This is a genomic window from Paenibacillus mesotrionivorans, from assembly GCF_046098205.1.
GTDB classification, from domain to species: domain Bacteria; phylum Bacillota; class Bacilli; order Paenibacillales; family NBRC-103111; genus Paenibacillus_AR; species Paenibacillus_AR mesotrionivorans.
This window is the reverse complement of the sequence record NZ_JBJURJ010000017.1, coordinates 122,904-138,347: the sequence shown is the minus strand read 5'-3', so window position 1 is coordinate 138,347 and position 15,444 is coordinate 122,904. Positions and strand designations below refer to the sequence as shown.

The following is a 15,444-nucleotide window of genomic DNA, read 5'->3' as shown; positions in this document are numbered from 1 at the left end:
ACCGTTTTCTGCATGTTTATGGTAAAATGAATGTGGCAAAATGCGTTGGCTGGGAGTGAGCCTGCTTGAATGTCATGATCGTGGATGATGAAGAGCTGATCCGGTTGGGAATCGCCAAAATACTGGGCAAGTCCGAGCTTTCCGTCCAAATTGCCGGTCTATATGCCAATGGCTTGGAGGCAAGTGCAGCCATGAGCAAGCTTCAGCCCGGGGAGCTGCATGTGTTGATCACTGATATCAAGATGCCCGTTATAGACGGTCTGCGGCTGATCGAAAAGGCGAAGGAGCGGTTTCCGGCTCTTCATGTGATTGTGATCAGCGGCTTCAACGAGTTTGAATATGCCAGACAGGCCCTCCGCTTCGGCGTTTTCGATTATTTGCTGAAGCCCTTGGATAAATACGATCTTTTCCAGTCCCTAACTAAAATCAGCCGCAGTCTCGACGAGACGGAACCGGATTGCCGGGAACGGGACGCAGGGGAGCAGGAGCACCGTGTGGCGGAGCGGATCAAGCAGATCCTGGATAAGGAATTTGACAAGACCTTTAATCTGGAGCAATTGGCGGAGCGGGTGGAGCTTAGCCCCAGCTATGTTAGCAAATTGTTCCGGCAGCAAACCGGTTTGACCATGACCGATTACCTGATTGCCGTACGGATGGAGAAGGCCAAGCAATTTTTGACGGATTATCCGCAGCTGAAAAATTATGAGGTTTCCTCCATGCTGGGTTATTCCGACCCGGTTTACTTTAACAAGCTGTTTAAGAAGACAGTGGGTTTGACGCCAAAGGAATACAAGGAAAAGTATATCTCGCCGTAATCCGGGCATGCCAATGCCCGGTTTTCTGTTACCCGCCGGCAGACTGGAGGACGGAAGAATGAACTTGCGTATAAATAAGCCTCTATTGCTTCTTCTCACGGTGCTATGGATGTGCGGCGGCTGCAGCTGGATTGGTCCAAGCGGTCCTCCTGCACAGAAGGAAGCGGAGCCTTCCGGCGATTCCGGGCAAAGCGGCATCATCAACGTAGTGACCAACCGGACCGATATGATTGACGGCACATATAAGGAGTATGCCCAGCGATTTCACGAGCTGCATCCGGAGATTACAGTCCAATTCGAAGCCTTCCGGGATTATGACAAAAGCGTCAAAATCCGGCTTGCCTCGGGCGAAGCGCCGGATGTGATGCTGATGCCTTCGGTTCCGGCCTCCGATTTGCCCAAATTTTTTGCCCCCTTGGATGATTTAGAACTGGATGGCGACATGTACTTCAAGGATTTCCGCGCGTATGAGGGCGTTACCTACGGTATTCCCTCCGGAGTGGCCGTAACCGGCCTGATTTATCACAAGAAGGTGTTCGAACAAGCCGGCATTACGGAGCTGCCGCAAACGCCGGATGCTTTTTTCACGGTTTGTGAACGGCTGAAGCTGCATGGTGTGATTCCTTTGGCCTCCAATTTTAAGGACCGCTGGCCGCTGCAGGTGTGGATGTACGATGTACCGCTGCTAATCTCAGGGGATGGGGCTGTAAAAACCGGTCTGGCCTCCACTGACATTCCGTTTCATCGGGAAAGTCCCTATGTAGCTGCGCTGGAGATGATCCGGACATTGTATGACCGGGGCTACTTGGAGCCCAATCTCAATGACACCAACTGGGAACGGTCTAAACGGGAGTTGGCGGAAGGGAAAATCGGCATGATGCTCACCGGCAATTGGGCAATTCCGCAAATTATCGAGAATGGAGCCAAGCCGGAGGAGATCGGCTTTATTCCTTTTCCGGCCAATCCTTCAGGAATCCAGCGGGTCACCTTGTCTCCGGACCGCTATTACGCAGTCAGCAAGAGCAGCAAGCACCAAGGGGCGGCCAAAACCTTTATTACATGGATGCTGACACAATCCGGCTACGAGAATTACGCAGGGTACATTCCGGTGATGAAGTCCAAACCCTCGGAACTGCAGCAGCTCCTGGAGCTGGAGTCGTACCGGCCCCAGTATGTGGAGATTGTCAAGGATACTGATGAACTGAGCCAAATATTGAATAAAGCCCAGCTGGACATGCCTCTGCTGGTGCAGGATTACCTGCTGGGAGCTCCCGCAGAGGTGCTGGAAAGATATAATCAGCAATGGGCGAAGGCCCGGAGTACCGTGCTGGAGAGCCATTAAAGGGCGGGAGGAAAGCTTGTGGGGAAACGGTTGCGCAAAAGAACCCGAGTTTGGCACTCCATTGCCAACAGCAGCATGAAGAAGAAACTGATTATTGTGTTTGTGTTTCTGATCACCTTGCCCTTAACGCTCACCAGCTATATTTCATTCCAATATTACTCCAAATCCCTGCAGTCCAACGCCCAGGCATATGTTTCGCGGACCGCCTCGGAGCTGATGGACAAGCTGGAAAATTACATCTCCGATGTGAAGCGGATATCTGCTCTGCCCTTATTTATGACGGATATGCAGCAGAAGCTGGCCCAGCCCTTGAGCATCGAGAAGATGCGGAGTCTGGAGCCCGTGGTGCTGAGTCTCAACAACATTAAGAAGGACAGCACCTCGGTCTACATTATCGATAACTATGATGAGCTGTATTACAATCTGAAGACAGACGGGCTCCGCCAGGATATCCGGCAGAAAATCCCTTATTGGCGGAGTCTGGCCAAGGAGGCGGAGGGGCTGCCGGTGCTTTTGCCTGTCCAGGCGGTGGAATACTCCTCCGGAAATAAGGATTATGTGTTTACCGTGGTCCGTGAAATCCGGGATGCTGTGTCCATTGTCCCCATCGGCATGATTGTGTTTGACACATCTGTAAGCGTTATCGCTAAGACGGTAGAGGAGATGGATGCCATTACCAAGGGGCATTCGATGATCTGGGACCAGCAGAACCAGATCGTCTTCGACAGCGAGAGGGCGTTCATGATGGGCCGCGCAGAGGACCTTCCTTACTTTTCCAGGATAGAGGGGGATCAGGGAAGCTTTCCGTTGGAGCTGGACAATGCGGAATATATCTGCACATACACCACCTCCGCCAAAACAGGCTGGAAGATGGTTGCTCTCATTCCGGTCAAGGAGGTGACCGCCAAGGCTACTCTGACACGGAATGTAACCATTCTGGTGACCTTGGCCATATCCGGCTTTGCCCTTGCCGTTTCCATTGTCATCTCCCACTTTTTGACGGGGCCGCTCAGCAAGATGTCCAGACTGATGAAGCAAGTGCAGGGCGGCAACATGGATGTGCGGCTTAAGGTGAAGTATGCCGATGAGGTAGGGCTTTTGGGCAAACACTTCAACCAGATGCTGGAGCGGATTAACGAGCTCATCGGAGAGGTGGCGGACAGCCGTCTGCGCAAGAAGGAGGCGGAGATGCGGATGCTGCAAAGCCAGATCAATCCTCATTTTATCTACAACACCCTGGAGACCATCCGGATGATGGCGGAGCTGAATGATGACGACCGGGTATCCGCGATGACTTATAACTTGGGCCAAATGCTCCGGTACAGCCTGACCAAAGGAGTGGAGAGCGGCACCGTTGCCTCGGAGCTGGAGCATCTGGAGCATTACCTGTATTTGCAGAATATGCGGTTCAACGATAAATTTGCCCTGACCTTGAAGGTGCCTGAGCCGCTGCTTGGCCGGCCGATGCTGAAGCTGGTGCTGCAGCCGGTTGTGGAGAACTCTATCTATCATGGCTTGGAGAAACGGGAGGGCCCCGGGGAAATTACGATTTCCGCCTATGATCTGGGAGACGATACCTATTTCATTCTTACGGACAATGGAATCGGGATGAGCCGTGAGACGGTGGAGAGGTTGAACGGTCATTACGAAACGCTGGTGTACGATACGAATTCCAGAGGAGGCATCGGCCTGCAAAATGTGAATGAGCGGATCAAGCTCCATTATGGTCCGGCGTACGGGCTGCAGGTGGAGAGCCGGCTCGGACAGGGGACTGCCGTCATTATGAAGCTAAGGAATATGGTAGCGGAATGAGAGGTAGGAGAAGCTAAAAAACCGGCCTTGCATGGATGGATGCAGGGCCGGTATAACGACGTTAGGATTGCAGCTGTGCCGTCGTGAGGTATTGCAGATTCCGGTCCACCAGGGCGATCCGTTGCTGCACACATGCGTAAGAGCGGAGCGGGTCTTCGGGCGTATGGAGCACATAATCCAGCAGTCTGTCTACCGTGGTGGAAGCCACATGGCAGCGGGTGTCGGAGGAGGCGTAATAGAGGTATACGTCTCCGTTATCCCGGGCAATCAGACCGTTGATGAAGACAACGTTGGACACATCGCCGATCCGTTCCTCACCTTCAGGAGCAATCAGATGGCCTGCTGGAGCATGCAGCAGTTTGGATGGATCCGTCAGATCTGTCAGGAAGGCGTAGACCACGTAACGCAGTCCTGCCGCGGTGTTGCGCACTCCATGGGCGACATGCAGCCAACCCTTAGGGGTTTTGATAGGGGCGGGGCCTTGGCCGTTTTTGACTTCCTTAATGGTGTGGTAATAGCGGCGGTCGATTATGGACTCAGATGTGATGATGGCGGGATTCATGCTGTTGGACAACCCCCAGCCGATACCGCCTCCGGAGCCTGCTTCGATGAAGCCGTCCTGGGGCCGGGTGTAGAAGGCGTAACAGCCGTCGACGAATTCGGGATGCAGCACCACATTCCGCTGTTGGGCGGAGCCGGTCTTCAGGTCGGGCAGCCGCTCCCAGGTCTTCAGATCTCTGGTCCGGGCAATACCCGCTTGGGCCACTGCGCTGGAGAGATCCCCCGGTGCAGCGTCGGGGTCCTTGCGTTCGGTGCAGAAGATTCCGTATATCCACCCGTCCGCATGGTGGACCAGACGCATGTCATAGACATTGATATCCGGCTCCTCCGTCTCCGGCATCACCACCGGATGGTCCCACAGCCGGAAGCCGTCAACAGGGGAGTCGCTCTCCGCCACAGCGAAGAAGGATTTGCGGTCCACTCCCTCCATACGAGCGACGAGATAAAACTTGCCGTCCAGCTCGATGGCACCCGGATTGAAGGCGGCGTTGACGCCGATCCGCTCCATGAAATAAGGGTTGGTCTCCGGGTTGAAGTCGTACCGCCAGACCAAGGGCGCATGGGCGCCGGTCAGCGCGGGGTTGGCGTAACGTTCGAAGATGCCGTTTTCGGAGAAAAGGGGCTGGTTTTTAAGCGAGATCAGCGCCTCGTAGCGGTGTTGGATCATTTGCTTGCGTTGTTCGAATAAGGTGCTCATGGAATCACAACCTTCGTATGATTTGGGTGCGCGGGATTAAACCCAGCAGGAGCTAACGGACAAGAGGAGCGTTATATGGGCTGAAACGCCGCTTTTGGGTGGCTAACGGACTCCATGGACCTTATGTTGCCTCTCGTGGGTTAAAATTAGGGGAGAAGCAGGCAATAGCGGCGCTGGAGTCCGTTAGAATTTCAAAAGTGCCATAATCAGCAACATAGCGTCCGTGGAGTCCGTTAGAGTATGAGAGAAGCTAGCACTTGTGAAGTCCGTTAGAGTACGAGAGAAGCTAGCACTTGTGAAGTCCGTTAGAGTACGAGAGAAGCTAGCACTTGTGAAGTCCGATAGTACAGGGAACGCGGTTGGACTGGGGTACATGTGGGCGGCAAAGTTGTTGTGTACAAGAGAAGCGGGTTGTGTCAGCAAAATGCTGGGCGCACCGGCGCTGCTTTATTGCGGCTGAACGCCTTCGCCCAGCCGGGTTATAATCTCGAAGCAGGCCCTGCTGTTATGGTAGGGGCATTTCCATTCGCTTACCTTCGGGTCTTCCTGAGCCGGGGTCCCGGCCCGGTCTGTTTTCCAGAACCATTCTCCGTTGGTCCTGTCCACGATATGGTCCCGTGTGAAGCTCCAGCAGTTGGCTGCCGCTTGCCAGTACCGCTCTTCGCCGGAGAGCTGCCAGGCGTTGACGAAGCCGACAACGGCTTCCGCTTGTCCCCACCAATGTTTGTCTCCGTCAACTACACCTGCTGCATCGCCTTCCCACATTACACCGCCGTCCGTATCCACACCCTCGCGAAGGACAACATCTGCCATCTGCAGCGTTATCTCCCGGGTACGGGCCAGAAGCGCCTCATCGCCGAGAACCTCGGCGGCCTCCAGCAGCAGCCAGCTGCCTTCAATATCATGACCGTAGGAGATTATGTCTGACATGCTGGTCCAATCTTCTTCAAAGAACATCAGAAAATGTCCGTTCTCCCGGTTGACAATATGCTGCAGCGTATCCTCAAGCAGACGCCGGAGCTGAGCCTCCAGCCTGCTGCTCCTGCACACCCGGAAGTAATTCGTGTACGCTTCCAGAATGTGCAGGTGGGTATTCATGGTTTTGACCGCATTCTGGTCCTGCTCGCCCAGGCGCAGACTATCGTCCCGGGACCAATTCCGGGCAAACACGTCCACGTAGCCGCTGTGCACCGGGTCAAAGCTTTTTTCGATGACCTCAAACAGCTCTTCCGCTAAATCCAACAGCTCCGTCCTGCCTGTGGCCAGAATATATTCCGTAATACCGTAGAGGTAAAAGGCCTGGCCGTATATCTGTTTCTTCGTGTCAAGCGGCTGGCCCAGATGGTCCACTGTCCAGAAGAAGCCCGGATGTAAAGGGTCCCGGAAGCGGGTTTCCAGGTAGTGGAGAGCCCTGTCGGCTATCATCCGGTATTCCGGGCGGGGCTCATGCCGGTATGCACGGGCGAAGCTCCAGAGAATCCGGGCATGCAGCACAAGGCCTTTAGGCGCTTGCGGATGAACGGTCATGTCGGAGTCGATGCGGCCGATAAAACCGCCGTTCATATGATCTTGCGTATGCGTAAGCCAGAACTGCAGAATATCATCCAATTCCACAGACATCTCCTGCAAAAGCTGCTGGGGCTGCATAATGGTATACCTCCTGTGTTAGCTAGGGCGTGTCTGAAAACTCGTTGAGGGCATCTTTCATCGCCTTTTCGTCCCTTGCTGCGTTACTTTCCCTTGACGTACCCCCGGTACGCCTGCGGAAAAGTGCCTTGCCATGAACGAAAATTCGTTAAAATCTGCTCCTCTCGGAGTTTTCAGACACGCCTAATTACGATCAGTGTAAACCTGTTTTTTTGCTAACGTCAATGAAAATTAAGCTAACAAAATTTCTTGTAAACCGCTCCTGCTTCCGTTAGTATAAGTGGTATTGAAACAGACGGATCAAGGGGGTACCCATGGGCAAAAAGGTAAGCATGCAGCAGATTGCGGATATGGTGGGCTTGTCCAAGTATGCTGTATCCAAGGCTTTGGCGGGGAAAAGCGGGGTCAGTGCCAAAACCAGGGAGCGGATTATAGAAACCGCCACCCAGCTGGGGTATTTGAAGCAGCAGAAGACTCAAAAAAGTGCGGGTGAACAAACTAAATTGGGATCTGAAGCCGCGTCAGATTACCGGTTAGAGCCAAACAAACGAGCGGTAGTAGCTGTTCTGATGCCTAACGTTAGGCTGCAAAATATGGACTCGGGGTTTTGGGGTGTCATTGTAAATGGAATCGGCAATGCCTTATCCCGGTTGAATCTGGGGATGCTGATTCTGACGGAGCACACTGCGGAGCATCTGCAAACACTCCTGAAGCCGGAGCGGCTTCTGGGGGTGATTGGCGTAGGCGACATCTCCACCTCCATGCTGTTGGAGGTACAGCGTCTTGGTTTGCCCTTCGTATTGACGGATCACGAGGATTCCCTGGTGCCGTCCGATACGGTTTTTGCCTCCAATATGGACAGCATGGCGGCATTGACCGGGCATTTGCTGGCTTTGGGCCACAGAGCCTTCTGGTTTCTGGGGGATACGGGCTTCTCCAGAAGCTTCGCGGACAGATGGATGGGCTACCGCAAGACGCTGGAGGAGCAGGACATCCAAGTGGATCCGCGTACAGGCAAGCTGCCGCTTTCGGGAACGGACAGAGAGGCCAACATCCGCTTGCTGCAGAAGCAATTGGACGGGTTGCCGGCTGGACATCCATCCTTGCCTACAGCGTGGGTTTGCGCCAACGACGAGATTGCTATGGCCGCGTTGGCAGTGTTGGAGGAGAAGGGAATCCGGGTTCCGGAGGAGGTGTCCGTTACAGGATTCGATGATATCGGGGAGAGCCGTGAGGCCAACGTTCCGCTAACCACCGTCCATGTCAAAAAGGTGCAGCTGGGAGAAAGGGCTGTTGCCGCCCTTCTGGACCGTACCCGGGACCCGGACAAACCCTTCGAGAAAATCAGCCTGGCCTGCGAGCTGGTCATCCGCAGCTCCACAGCAGGCAAATAGGAAGTATCCGTTACTAGGTTTATTGGAGTTCAATCATTCGGGCGATGACCTGCTCCTCATACTGGGCTCTGGTAGAGTTGGCTTCCTGCTCTACCTGCTCCATATGCAGGACACTGCTTGCCTGGACGTGCTTCCTGTACTGCACCGTGCTTTTGTCCATAAAGTGAAAATCCGTCCCGGCCACCAGCAGTCGGTACCACATATCAAAGTCATGGGTGTAGGGCAGTTTCTCGTTAAACAGTTGGAATTTCACCAGCAGGCTTCTGAACACAACAACAGTGCAGCCGTTAATGGGATTGCCCCAGAGCATGTGGCGGAGAAGCTCAAGCGTATTGGAAAATTTGGCTGCCGCCGCGGTTTTGATCATATTCCCTGTTTCATCGATCAGGTCAAAATTGCTGAAGCTCGCCTCTGCCTTGCGTTCTTCCATAAACGCAATCTGGCTTTCCAGCTTGTCAGGATAATAAACATCATCTGAGCTGAGCCAAGAGATGTAAGTCCCGCCGGCAAGTCGGATTCCCCTGTTCAATGCGCTGGCGGTGCCGCCATTGGGCTTGCGAATGTAACGGATATGTTTGGTGTAAGGTTTTATCAGCGGTACATGTTTGGTTGAGCCGTCGTCGATGACGATAACTTCTACATCGGGATAGGTTTGTTGAAGCGCGCTTTCGATAGCCCGGTCTACATACGGACAATTATAGAACGGAATCAGAATGGAAACTTTGGCCGGCATCAGCTCTACGCTCCTTCATGACGGGCTCGGGAACAATTCCACTGTATTGTTACCATCACCGCCGATACGTCCTGTTGGTCTATCATATTCCGGGCTTGTGTGAATGAAACGGGAAGGCTATCCATTTTTCCGTGCGTGTGCGGATTTTTCTGGGTATCCGTTGCATCTGCAGGTTCTTGCACACCCTTGGTGCACCAACATAATATAATATTTTGAATCCACAGCAGGAGGTGATTGCATTGGGTATTTTAATTGATGGAAGGACTTCCCAGAATGCCAGCACTTCCAACTCCATCGCCATTCCGATACTGGTCGTCGATACTCCCCAGTTGTTCGGCCAGATTGGCTTGAACGCCGATGGAGCTACAGGCACTCCTCGGGTCCTGTTGACGGGGACTATCGCTGTCCAGCTTCCTTTGGCACTGGTGGGGATTACGGTCACTGTGGTGAGAGGTACCTTGGCTACCGACCCTGTCGTATATTCGGCTACCTCGACATTCAGCCTCAGCGTCCTAGCGCCCCAGATCATCACATTCTCCGCAGCCGATTATAATCCGACCCTGACTCCCTTGTTAGTCTACACGGCATTTGTATCCTCCAACCTCCTGGGGACAATCCGGATAGGACCGGAGAATTTCAACGGCATCCTGATTGCCGATGGGCTTAGCGGAGGTTGAGTTTATACGAATAATGAAACCGGTAACCCGATTCGGGCTGCCGGTATTTTTTGTTGCTACACAGGAACAAATGTTCCCGAAACAAAAAACATACACACCCTGTTTTCATATCATCTTGTAGACAACATCTTAAATTCCCGCATATCGAACTGAAAAAACCGCATACTAAAAATTTTGGGGGTATGATAGTCTTAAATCACGGAAGGGGAACAGCATCAAGTTGAATACAGGCAAGGTTCTCCGGAAGAAAGCTTGATCATATAAGGGGAGGCTAAATACAAATGGCACTTACCAAAAAAGCGTTAGCAGTATCCGTCTCGGGCGCGATGGCGTTATCCCTGGTCCTGACCGCATGCGGCGGAGACAAGTCCTCCGGCTCGGACGCAAGCCCGGCGGCATCCGCAGGAGCAACAACAGCGGCCAGCACGGCACCGAAGAAAAATGTGAGCTTCACCATCGGCTACGCCACCGGCGATCCTGCATCCAAACAAGCTATGGCAGATGCTGTAGCGGCGTTCACCAAAGCGAATCCCAACATCAAAATTACCGACCTGTCAGAAGGCGGCATGGCTTCTTACCTGGATTGGTTAAAGACAAAGGATGCCGTTGGCGAATTTCCCGACCTGGTAGAGATGCGCGATACCCAATTATTCTCCGAAGCCGGCAAAATCGCCGAGCTTCCAGCCGAATGGCTGAGCCTGTTCTCCGACGCACCGAAGCTGAACGGCAAGAACTGGACGGCTCCTATCGCAGGCACCGCACCGCAAGGCATTATCTACAGCAAGAAGGCGTATGCTGATGCGGGAGTGACTGCAGAGCCCAAAACCTACGATGAGTTCTTGGCCATCCAAGAGAAGCTGAAGGCAAAGGGAATTACACCGATCACCTTCGGCGGCAAGGATATTTTCCACTGGGGCTTCTGGATTAATAAATTCTTCATGGACGGCATGCTGGCGGATGATCCCAACTGGAACTCCAAACGGACCAAAGGCCAAGCGAGCTTTACGGATCCTGCACCGCTCCAAGCCATGCAGGACTTCACGGAATTGTTCACCAAGGGTTATGTGGAAAAAGGCTTCCTGAGCACCGCCGATAATCAGACGGCCTCCATGCTGGTTACAGGAAAAGCCGCCCAGCTGTTCTCCGGACCCTGGATGTTCTCCCAAATCAGCCAGGCTGATCCCAAGTTCGACTATGGCTGGTACCCGGTGCCGGACCGCAAGGGCAGAGTGATTGTCAACGGTCTGAACACCCTGCAGGGCTGGTCCATCTCCACCAAGGCCAATGGCGATGCCGACAAAAAAGCGGCGATTACGGAATTTGTGAAGTTCTTCTTCTCCAAGGATCAATACACCAAATATATGAAGTCTGTTAACGGCATTCCGACCACCAAGGAAGCGATTACGTATGAGGCGGTTCCGCAAATGCAGCGGGTGCTGGAGGTTATGAATGACAGCAAAACCATCAAGAGCCTGCAGATTAACTCCTTCTGGGGAGAAAATCAAATGCCTCCTCAATGGCGTAACTGGTTCTACAAGATGGCTCAGGAATGGCTGACCAAGGGCGACTTCAGCGTGGAATACATGAAGAAGGCCGATGCCGAGTGGGATGCCAACATCAAGGCGAACGCAGCGGGGAAATAAGGTAAACAGGGAATGGGGCAACCTTCCAGGCAAACCCGGGCAAGGCGGCCCCTTCCTTAAATTGCTGTTCTTAGGAGTGAGAGTATGGCAAATACAGAGACCATTCAAGCTGCAACAACCAGGGCGGCGTCAAAAAAGAAAAAGTGGCCTGCTTTCTCGATATTGTTCATTCTGCCTTCCTTTATCTTGTATACCTTGTTCGTGATTTATCCGACCTTAAATAGCTTTAATCTGAGCTTCACCAACTGGGATGGGGTCAGCGATACCATTCACTATATCGGCTTTGATAATTTTGTGGAAATGTTCCACAGTGAGCGTGTCTATAATGCGTTGAAAAATACATTGATTATATCCATCTCCCTGGTGGTGCTGGAGAATATTCTGGCCATTATGCTGGCGATGCTGGTGGATCAGGTGAAGTGGTTCAAGAATCTCTTCCGCAGTATTTTCTATTTCCCGGTGCTGCTGAGCGGCATTGTAATGGGTTTTGTATGGGCAATTATTTTCAACTACAACTTCGGTGTCATCAATCAGCTTCTGGAGCGGATCGGGCTGGAAAGCCTGAAGGTGGACTGGCTGGGCAGCCCCAAATATGCCCTGATGGCCATTATTATCACCACCGTCTGGAAAGGCGCCGGGTATTATATGATTATTTATCTGGCGGGTCTCCAGGGTATCCCCCCAGAGCTTCATGAGGCGGCCGCCATTGACGGAGCCAACCGCTGGCAGCAGTTCCGGCATGTGACCTTCCCTCTGCTGGCAGGGGCCATGACGGTATCCGTGATGCTTTCGATGATCAGCGCGTTAAAAATCTTCGACCAGATTGCCGTTATGACAGACGGGGGTCCGGGGTTTGCCACGGAAACTCTCACGTATATTGTGTACAAGGTTGGCTTCGGCGAGCTGCGGCAGGGCTACGGCACCGCATTGTCTCTGGTATTATTCGTCCTGATTCTCGTCGTATCCTTAATTCAGGCCAAGCTGCTGCGGCAGCGGGAGGTGCAAATGTAAGATGAACAAATCTAAGAAATGGATCGATATCGCATTATTGGTTTTAGCCATCTTATTGGGCATCTTCTTTTTCTTCCCGGTATACTTCAGCCTGATTTCGGCCTTCAAGTCCAACGGTGAAATTTTGCGTGATGCCATTGCTCTGCCTTCAAGTTTTTACCTGGAAAGCTTCAAATACTTGCTTACGGAGACAGATTTTCCAAGAGCTATGTTAAATAGTCTAATATTAACGGTTGTGTCCATCGCGTTCATGATTCTGCTGATTCCTATGGCGGCCTATGCCATTGAACGGACCAAACGGAAGTGGAGCAATGCGGTGTATGTGTACTACCTGGCAGGTATGATGATCCCGTTCCAGGTATATATGATTCCCCTCTTTAAGGAAATGCGCACCCTGGGGCTTTATGGAACCTTAACTGCCCCGATTCTGATTTATATTTCCGGCTCAGTGGGAATGGGTGTGCTGCTGTTCACCAGCTTCATCAAGGGTATTCCGGCGGAGATCGAGGAGGCGGCAGCCATCGACGGCTGCTCCCGGTTCCGGATTTTCTGGCAAATTGTATTCCCGCTTTTGGGTCCCTGTACGGCAAGTATGGTGGTGCTGCAGGGTCTTGGAATCTGGAACGACTTCCTGATGCCCAGCCTGATTCTTCACTCGGACAAACGGACCATGATTGTGGAAATTTTCAAATTTGTCGGCGAGCTGGCCTCCCAGTGGGATATGGTGTTCGCCGGAACCACAATGTCTATTATCCCGGTGCTGATCGTCTTTGTTGCCTTACAGAAGTATTTTGTCAAAGGAATTGCCGCCGGTGCCACCAAAGGGTAATACCATCCATAAGCCGCTTCTGGAGTGTTCAGGGGCGGTTTTTACCCCGTTTCGGATGAAAATTCGGGGTGATCGTTAAAAAAACCATCCTGATGGCCGCTCTGCCCGGAAGGTAGAATAGGTTGGACGTATATATCTATAGAGAGAGGAACCGATCCGATGAACAAAGTGGTAGTGTATGGGGCTCCCATGGGGGCTGTTGGCCGGGAGGATTTCGCCGTGCGTGTCCGGGTGCCTGGAGGAGAATGGCAGGACGTATTCGTGTATGAAGTGAAGGTGGATATGCATGAGGTGCGGCGTGCTTCCATGGTCTATTTTGATATGGGGGGAACCGTGGAGGTAGAGGTGGAAAGCTTGACGGAGCCTGTGGAGCAGGTGATAATCCGGCCGCTGTCTGTTGGGATGGTGTACAGGCGGGAGGAGAACCGGATCAGCTTCACTCTGGACCGGCCGCGGAAGCTGTCTATTGAGGTGAACGGCCGACGTTTCTCCAATCTGCATCTGTTCGCCAACCCGCTGGAGACGGATGTGCCTGATCCGGAAGCGGGTCATGTTTTGTTCCTGAAACCCGCCATCCACCGGACGGAGGATATTTACCGTTTGGCCCAAACTCCCAAGGGACCAGAGGGTAAAACGCCGGATACGCTGTATTTCGGACCCGGCTTCCATTGGCTGGAGGAGGGGATTCTGCGCATCCCCTCCGGTACCACCGTCTATGTGGCGGGCGGTGCCGTTGTAGCGGGATCCTTCGTCTGCGAGCGGGTGGAGGATGTGGTGATCCGCGGCAGAGGGCTGCTGTATTTGGCGGATTATCACCGGTTTTCGGCGCTGCGGGGTGTCCGTATTGTGTTCTCCCGGAATATTGAGGTGGAAGGCATCATCGCTGTGGATCCTCCGCATTACAGCATTTATCTGGGGAAATCGGAGCATGTCCGCATCCGCAACTTCAAATCCTTCAGCACCCGCGGCTGGTCCGACGGGATTGATATGATGGCTTGCTCCCATATCGAAATTAATGATGTGTTCCTGCGTACCTCTGATGACTGTATCGCCATTTACGGGACACGCTGGGATTATGGGGGGGACACCCGGCATGTGATAGTGCGTAATTCGGTGTTTTGGGCGGATGTAGCCCATCCGTTAATGATCGGTACCCATGGCGACCATCACCGTGACGGAGATACCATCGAGGACGTGTTGTTTGAGAATATCGATATTCTGGAGCATCATGAGCCCCAGCCTAATTATATGGGCGTTATGGCCATCAATGCCGGGGACAAAAACACGGTGCGCAAGGTGGTATACCGGAATATCCGGGTGGAGGATTTTGAGCTGGGGCGGCTGGTGGATATCCGGGTGATCTGGAATAAGGATTATAATCCCGTGCCGGGCAGACGGATCGAGGATATCCGGTTTGAAGGCATCGAATATAACGGCGCTAACCGGAACCCCAGCCAGATATTCGGGTTTGACGGGGAACGGATGGTGACGGGAGTCCGGTTCTCCGGGCTGCGGATCAATGGTGAAGAGATTCTGGACCCGGTGCAGGGGAATTTCGAGTTGAATGGTTATACTGCGGACGTAACGTTCCACCCGCTGGAGTGGGAGGGGGAGGAACGGTTTCTTGGCAGACGCGGAGAACTCCCGCCCCTTTAGCGGAAGCAAAGTTCCGTTATCCGGTGCAGCGCTGCCGTGGGAGACTCATTAGCGGAAGCAGATTTCCGCTATCCGGGGTATTTGCCTCAGCATCATGGAGGGCCTGTGGCAATAGCGGAAAATCGCTTCCGCTAATCGCTATGTTGATGCCGGTAGAAGGAGAATAACGGAAATTTCTTTCCGTTATTGTTGCTGCACTACTGGTGGTGGAAAGGAATGTCTGGCGGTGGATGGAGCTGTGTAACGCTTATCTGAGCATTGTTGCTCCAACTGGTGCGACGTGTAACTGCTTTTAACTAATATAATGGGTGTATGAGCGGAGTAGCTCTTTTGGGACGAATAGCGGAAGCCTTGTTTCCGCTATTCATACACTTCGGCCTGATCCACCGGCGGAAATCTGCAATAGCGGAAGATAACCTTCCGTTATTGCAGGATTTGTCCGCCACCTCAGCCAATAGCGGAAGGCAGCCTTCCGCTGACCGCGACAACACCTGCTTAATAATCAAATGTTGACGCTTACATCACCAGAGGTTAGGGGCGACAAGGATCGATAAAGTGCAGCAAGGGCGCGAGGTGTAACAAGGGCAGCAAATTCAGCACGGTGCGGCAAGGTGCAACAAACGGAAG

Annotated in this window: 12 protein-coding genes; 9 read left to right on the top strand and 3 right to left on the bottom strand. The window is 53.0% G+C overall.

Annotated elements, in window-relative coordinates; all coding sequences use genetic code 11:
* Window positions 1-74: 74 nt before the first annotated feature.
* The 3 genes from ACI1P1_RS23420 to ACI1P1_RS23410 are packed head-to-tail and all read left to right on the top strand — an operon-like array spanning window position 75 to window position 3,969.
* Complete coding sequence (locus ACI1P1_RS23420) at window positions 75-815, top strand: response regulator transcription factor (protein ID WP_416218931.1); 741 nt, start codon at window positions 75-77, stop codon at window positions 813-815.
* Window positions 816-873: 58 nt separating this feature from the next.
* Entirely contained in the window at window positions 874-2,157 is a 1,284-nt protein-coding gene (locus ACI1P1_RS23415; protein WP_416218878.1) for an ABC transporter substrate-binding protein, read from the top strand.
* A gap of 18 nt (window positions 2,158-2,175) precedes the next feature.
* Entirely contained in the window at window positions 2,176-3,969 is a 1,794-nt protein-coding gene (locus ACI1P1_RS23410; protein ID WP_416218877.1) for a cache domain-containing sensor histidine kinase, read from the top strand.
* A gap of 61 nt (window positions 3,970-4,030) precedes the next feature.
* On the opposite strand, the gene ACI1P1_RS23405 is transcribed toward ACI1P1_RS23410, so the two are convergent.
* Entirely contained in the window at window positions 4,031-5,227 is a 1,197-nt protein-coding gene (locus ACI1P1_RS23405) for a glycoside hydrolase family 130 protein (protein WP_416218876.1), read from the bottom strand.
* A 447-nt stretch (window positions 5,228-5,674) separates the two neighbouring features.
* A complete protein-coding gene (locus ACI1P1_RS23400) occupies window positions 5,675-6,874 on the bottom strand; it encodes an AGE family epimerase/isomerase (RefSeq protein WP_416218875.1) in 1,200 nt (399 codons plus the stop codon).
* A gap of 314 nt (window positions 6,875-7,188) precedes the next feature.
* Between ACI1P1_RS23400 and ACI1P1_RS23395 the strand changes: the two genes are divergently transcribed.
* The gene (locus ACI1P1_RS23395; RefSeq protein WP_416218874.1) at window positions 7,189-8,268 is read left to right on the top strand and encodes a LacI family DNA-binding transcriptional regulator; all 1,080 of its coding nucleotides are present in this window, start codon (window positions 7,189-7,191) and stop codon (window positions 8,266-8,268) included.
* Between the two features lie 19 nt (window positions 8,269-8,287).
* Here the strand turns inward: ACI1P1_RS23395 and ACI1P1_RS23390 are convergent, their stop codons facing one another.
* On the bottom strand, window positions 8,288-9,001 hold the full coding sequence (locus ACI1P1_RS23390; protein WP_416218873.1) for a glycosyltransferase: 714 nt from the start codon (window positions 8,999-9,001) through the stop codon (window positions 8,288-8,290).
* A 239-nt stretch (window positions 9,002-9,240) separates the two neighbouring features.
* Between ACI1P1_RS23390 and ACI1P1_RS23385 the strand changes: the two genes are divergently transcribed.
* The 5 genes from ACI1P1_RS23385 to ACI1P1_RS23365 all read left to right on the top strand — a co-directional run bounded on the left by ACI1P1_RS23385 (window position 9,241) and on the right by ACI1P1_RS23365 (window position 14,817).
* Entirely contained in the window at window positions 9,241-9,678 is a 438-nt protein-coding gene (locus tag ACI1P1_RS23385) for a hypothetical protein (protein ID WP_416218872.1), read from the top strand.
* Between the two features lie 281 nt (window positions 9,679-9,959).
* Window positions 9,960-11,321, top strand: a complete 1,362-nt coding sequence (locus ACI1P1_RS23380) for an ABC transporter substrate-binding protein (RefSeq protein ID WP_416218871.1) — start codon at window positions 9,960-9,962, stop codon at window positions 11,319-11,321.
* An 84-nt stretch (window positions 11,322-11,405) separates the two neighbouring features.
* Window positions 11,406-12,332, top strand: a complete 927-nt coding sequence (locus ACI1P1_RS23375; protein ID WP_416218870.1) for a carbohydrate ABC transporter permease — start codon at window positions 11,406-11,408, stop codon at window positions 12,330-12,332.
* Window position 12,333: 1 nt separating this feature from the next.
* On the top strand, window positions 12,334-13,161 hold the full coding sequence (locus ACI1P1_RS23370) for a carbohydrate ABC transporter permease (RefSeq protein ID WP_416218869.1): 828 nt from the start codon (window positions 12,334-12,336) through the stop codon (window positions 13,159-13,161).
* 159 nt (window positions 13,162-13,320) lie between these two features.
* A complete protein-coding gene (locus ACI1P1_RS23365) occupies window positions 13,321-14,817 on the top strand; it encodes a glycosyl hydrolase family 28 protein (protein WP_416218868.1) in 1,497 nt (498 codons plus the stop codon).
* Window positions 14,818-15,444 lie beyond the last annotated feature (627 nt).

Bases quoted from the DNA above. Each gene is read 5' to 3' on its own strand.
- ACI1P1_RS23420 (WP_416218931.1), top strand. From the start codon at position 75: ATGATCGTGGATGATGAAGAGCTGATCCGGTTGGGAATCGCCAAAATA.
- ACI1P1_RS23375 (WP_416218870.1), top strand. From the start codon at position 11,406: ATGGCAAATACAGAGACCATTCAAGCTGCAACAACCAGGGCGGCGTCA.
- ACI1P1_RS23370 (WP_416218869.1), top strand. From the start codon at position 12,334: ATGAACAAATCTAAGAAATGGATCGATATCGCATTATTGGTTTTAGCC.
- ACI1P1_RS23365 (WP_416218868.1), top strand. From the start codon at position 13,321: ATGAACAAAGTGGTAGTGTATGGGGCTCCCATGGGGGCTGTTGGCCGG.
- ACI1P1_RS23390 (WP_416218873.1), bottom strand. From the start codon at position 9,001: ATGCCGGCCAAAGTTTCCATTCTGATTCCGTTCTATAATTGTCCGTAT.
- ACI1P1_RS23395 (WP_416218874.1), top strand. From the start codon at position 7,189: ATGGGCAAAAAGGTAAGCATGCAGCAGATTGCGGATATGGTGGGCTTG.
- ACI1P1_RS23380 (WP_416218871.1), top strand. From the start codon at position 9,960: ATGGCACTTACCAAAAAAGCGTTAGCAGTATCCGTCTCGGGCGCGATG.
- ACI1P1_RS23415 (WP_416218878.1), top strand. From the start codon at position 874: ATGAACTTGCGTATAAATAAGCCTCTATTGCTTCTTCTCACGGTGCTA.
- ACI1P1_RS23400 (WP_416218875.1), bottom strand. From the start codon at position 6,874: ATGCAGCCCCAGCAGCTTTTGCAGGAGATGTCTGTGGAATTGGATGAT.
- ACI1P1_RS23405 (WP_416218876.1), bottom strand. From the start codon at position 5,227: ATGAGCACCTTATTCGAACAACGCAAGCAAATGATCCAACACCGCTAC.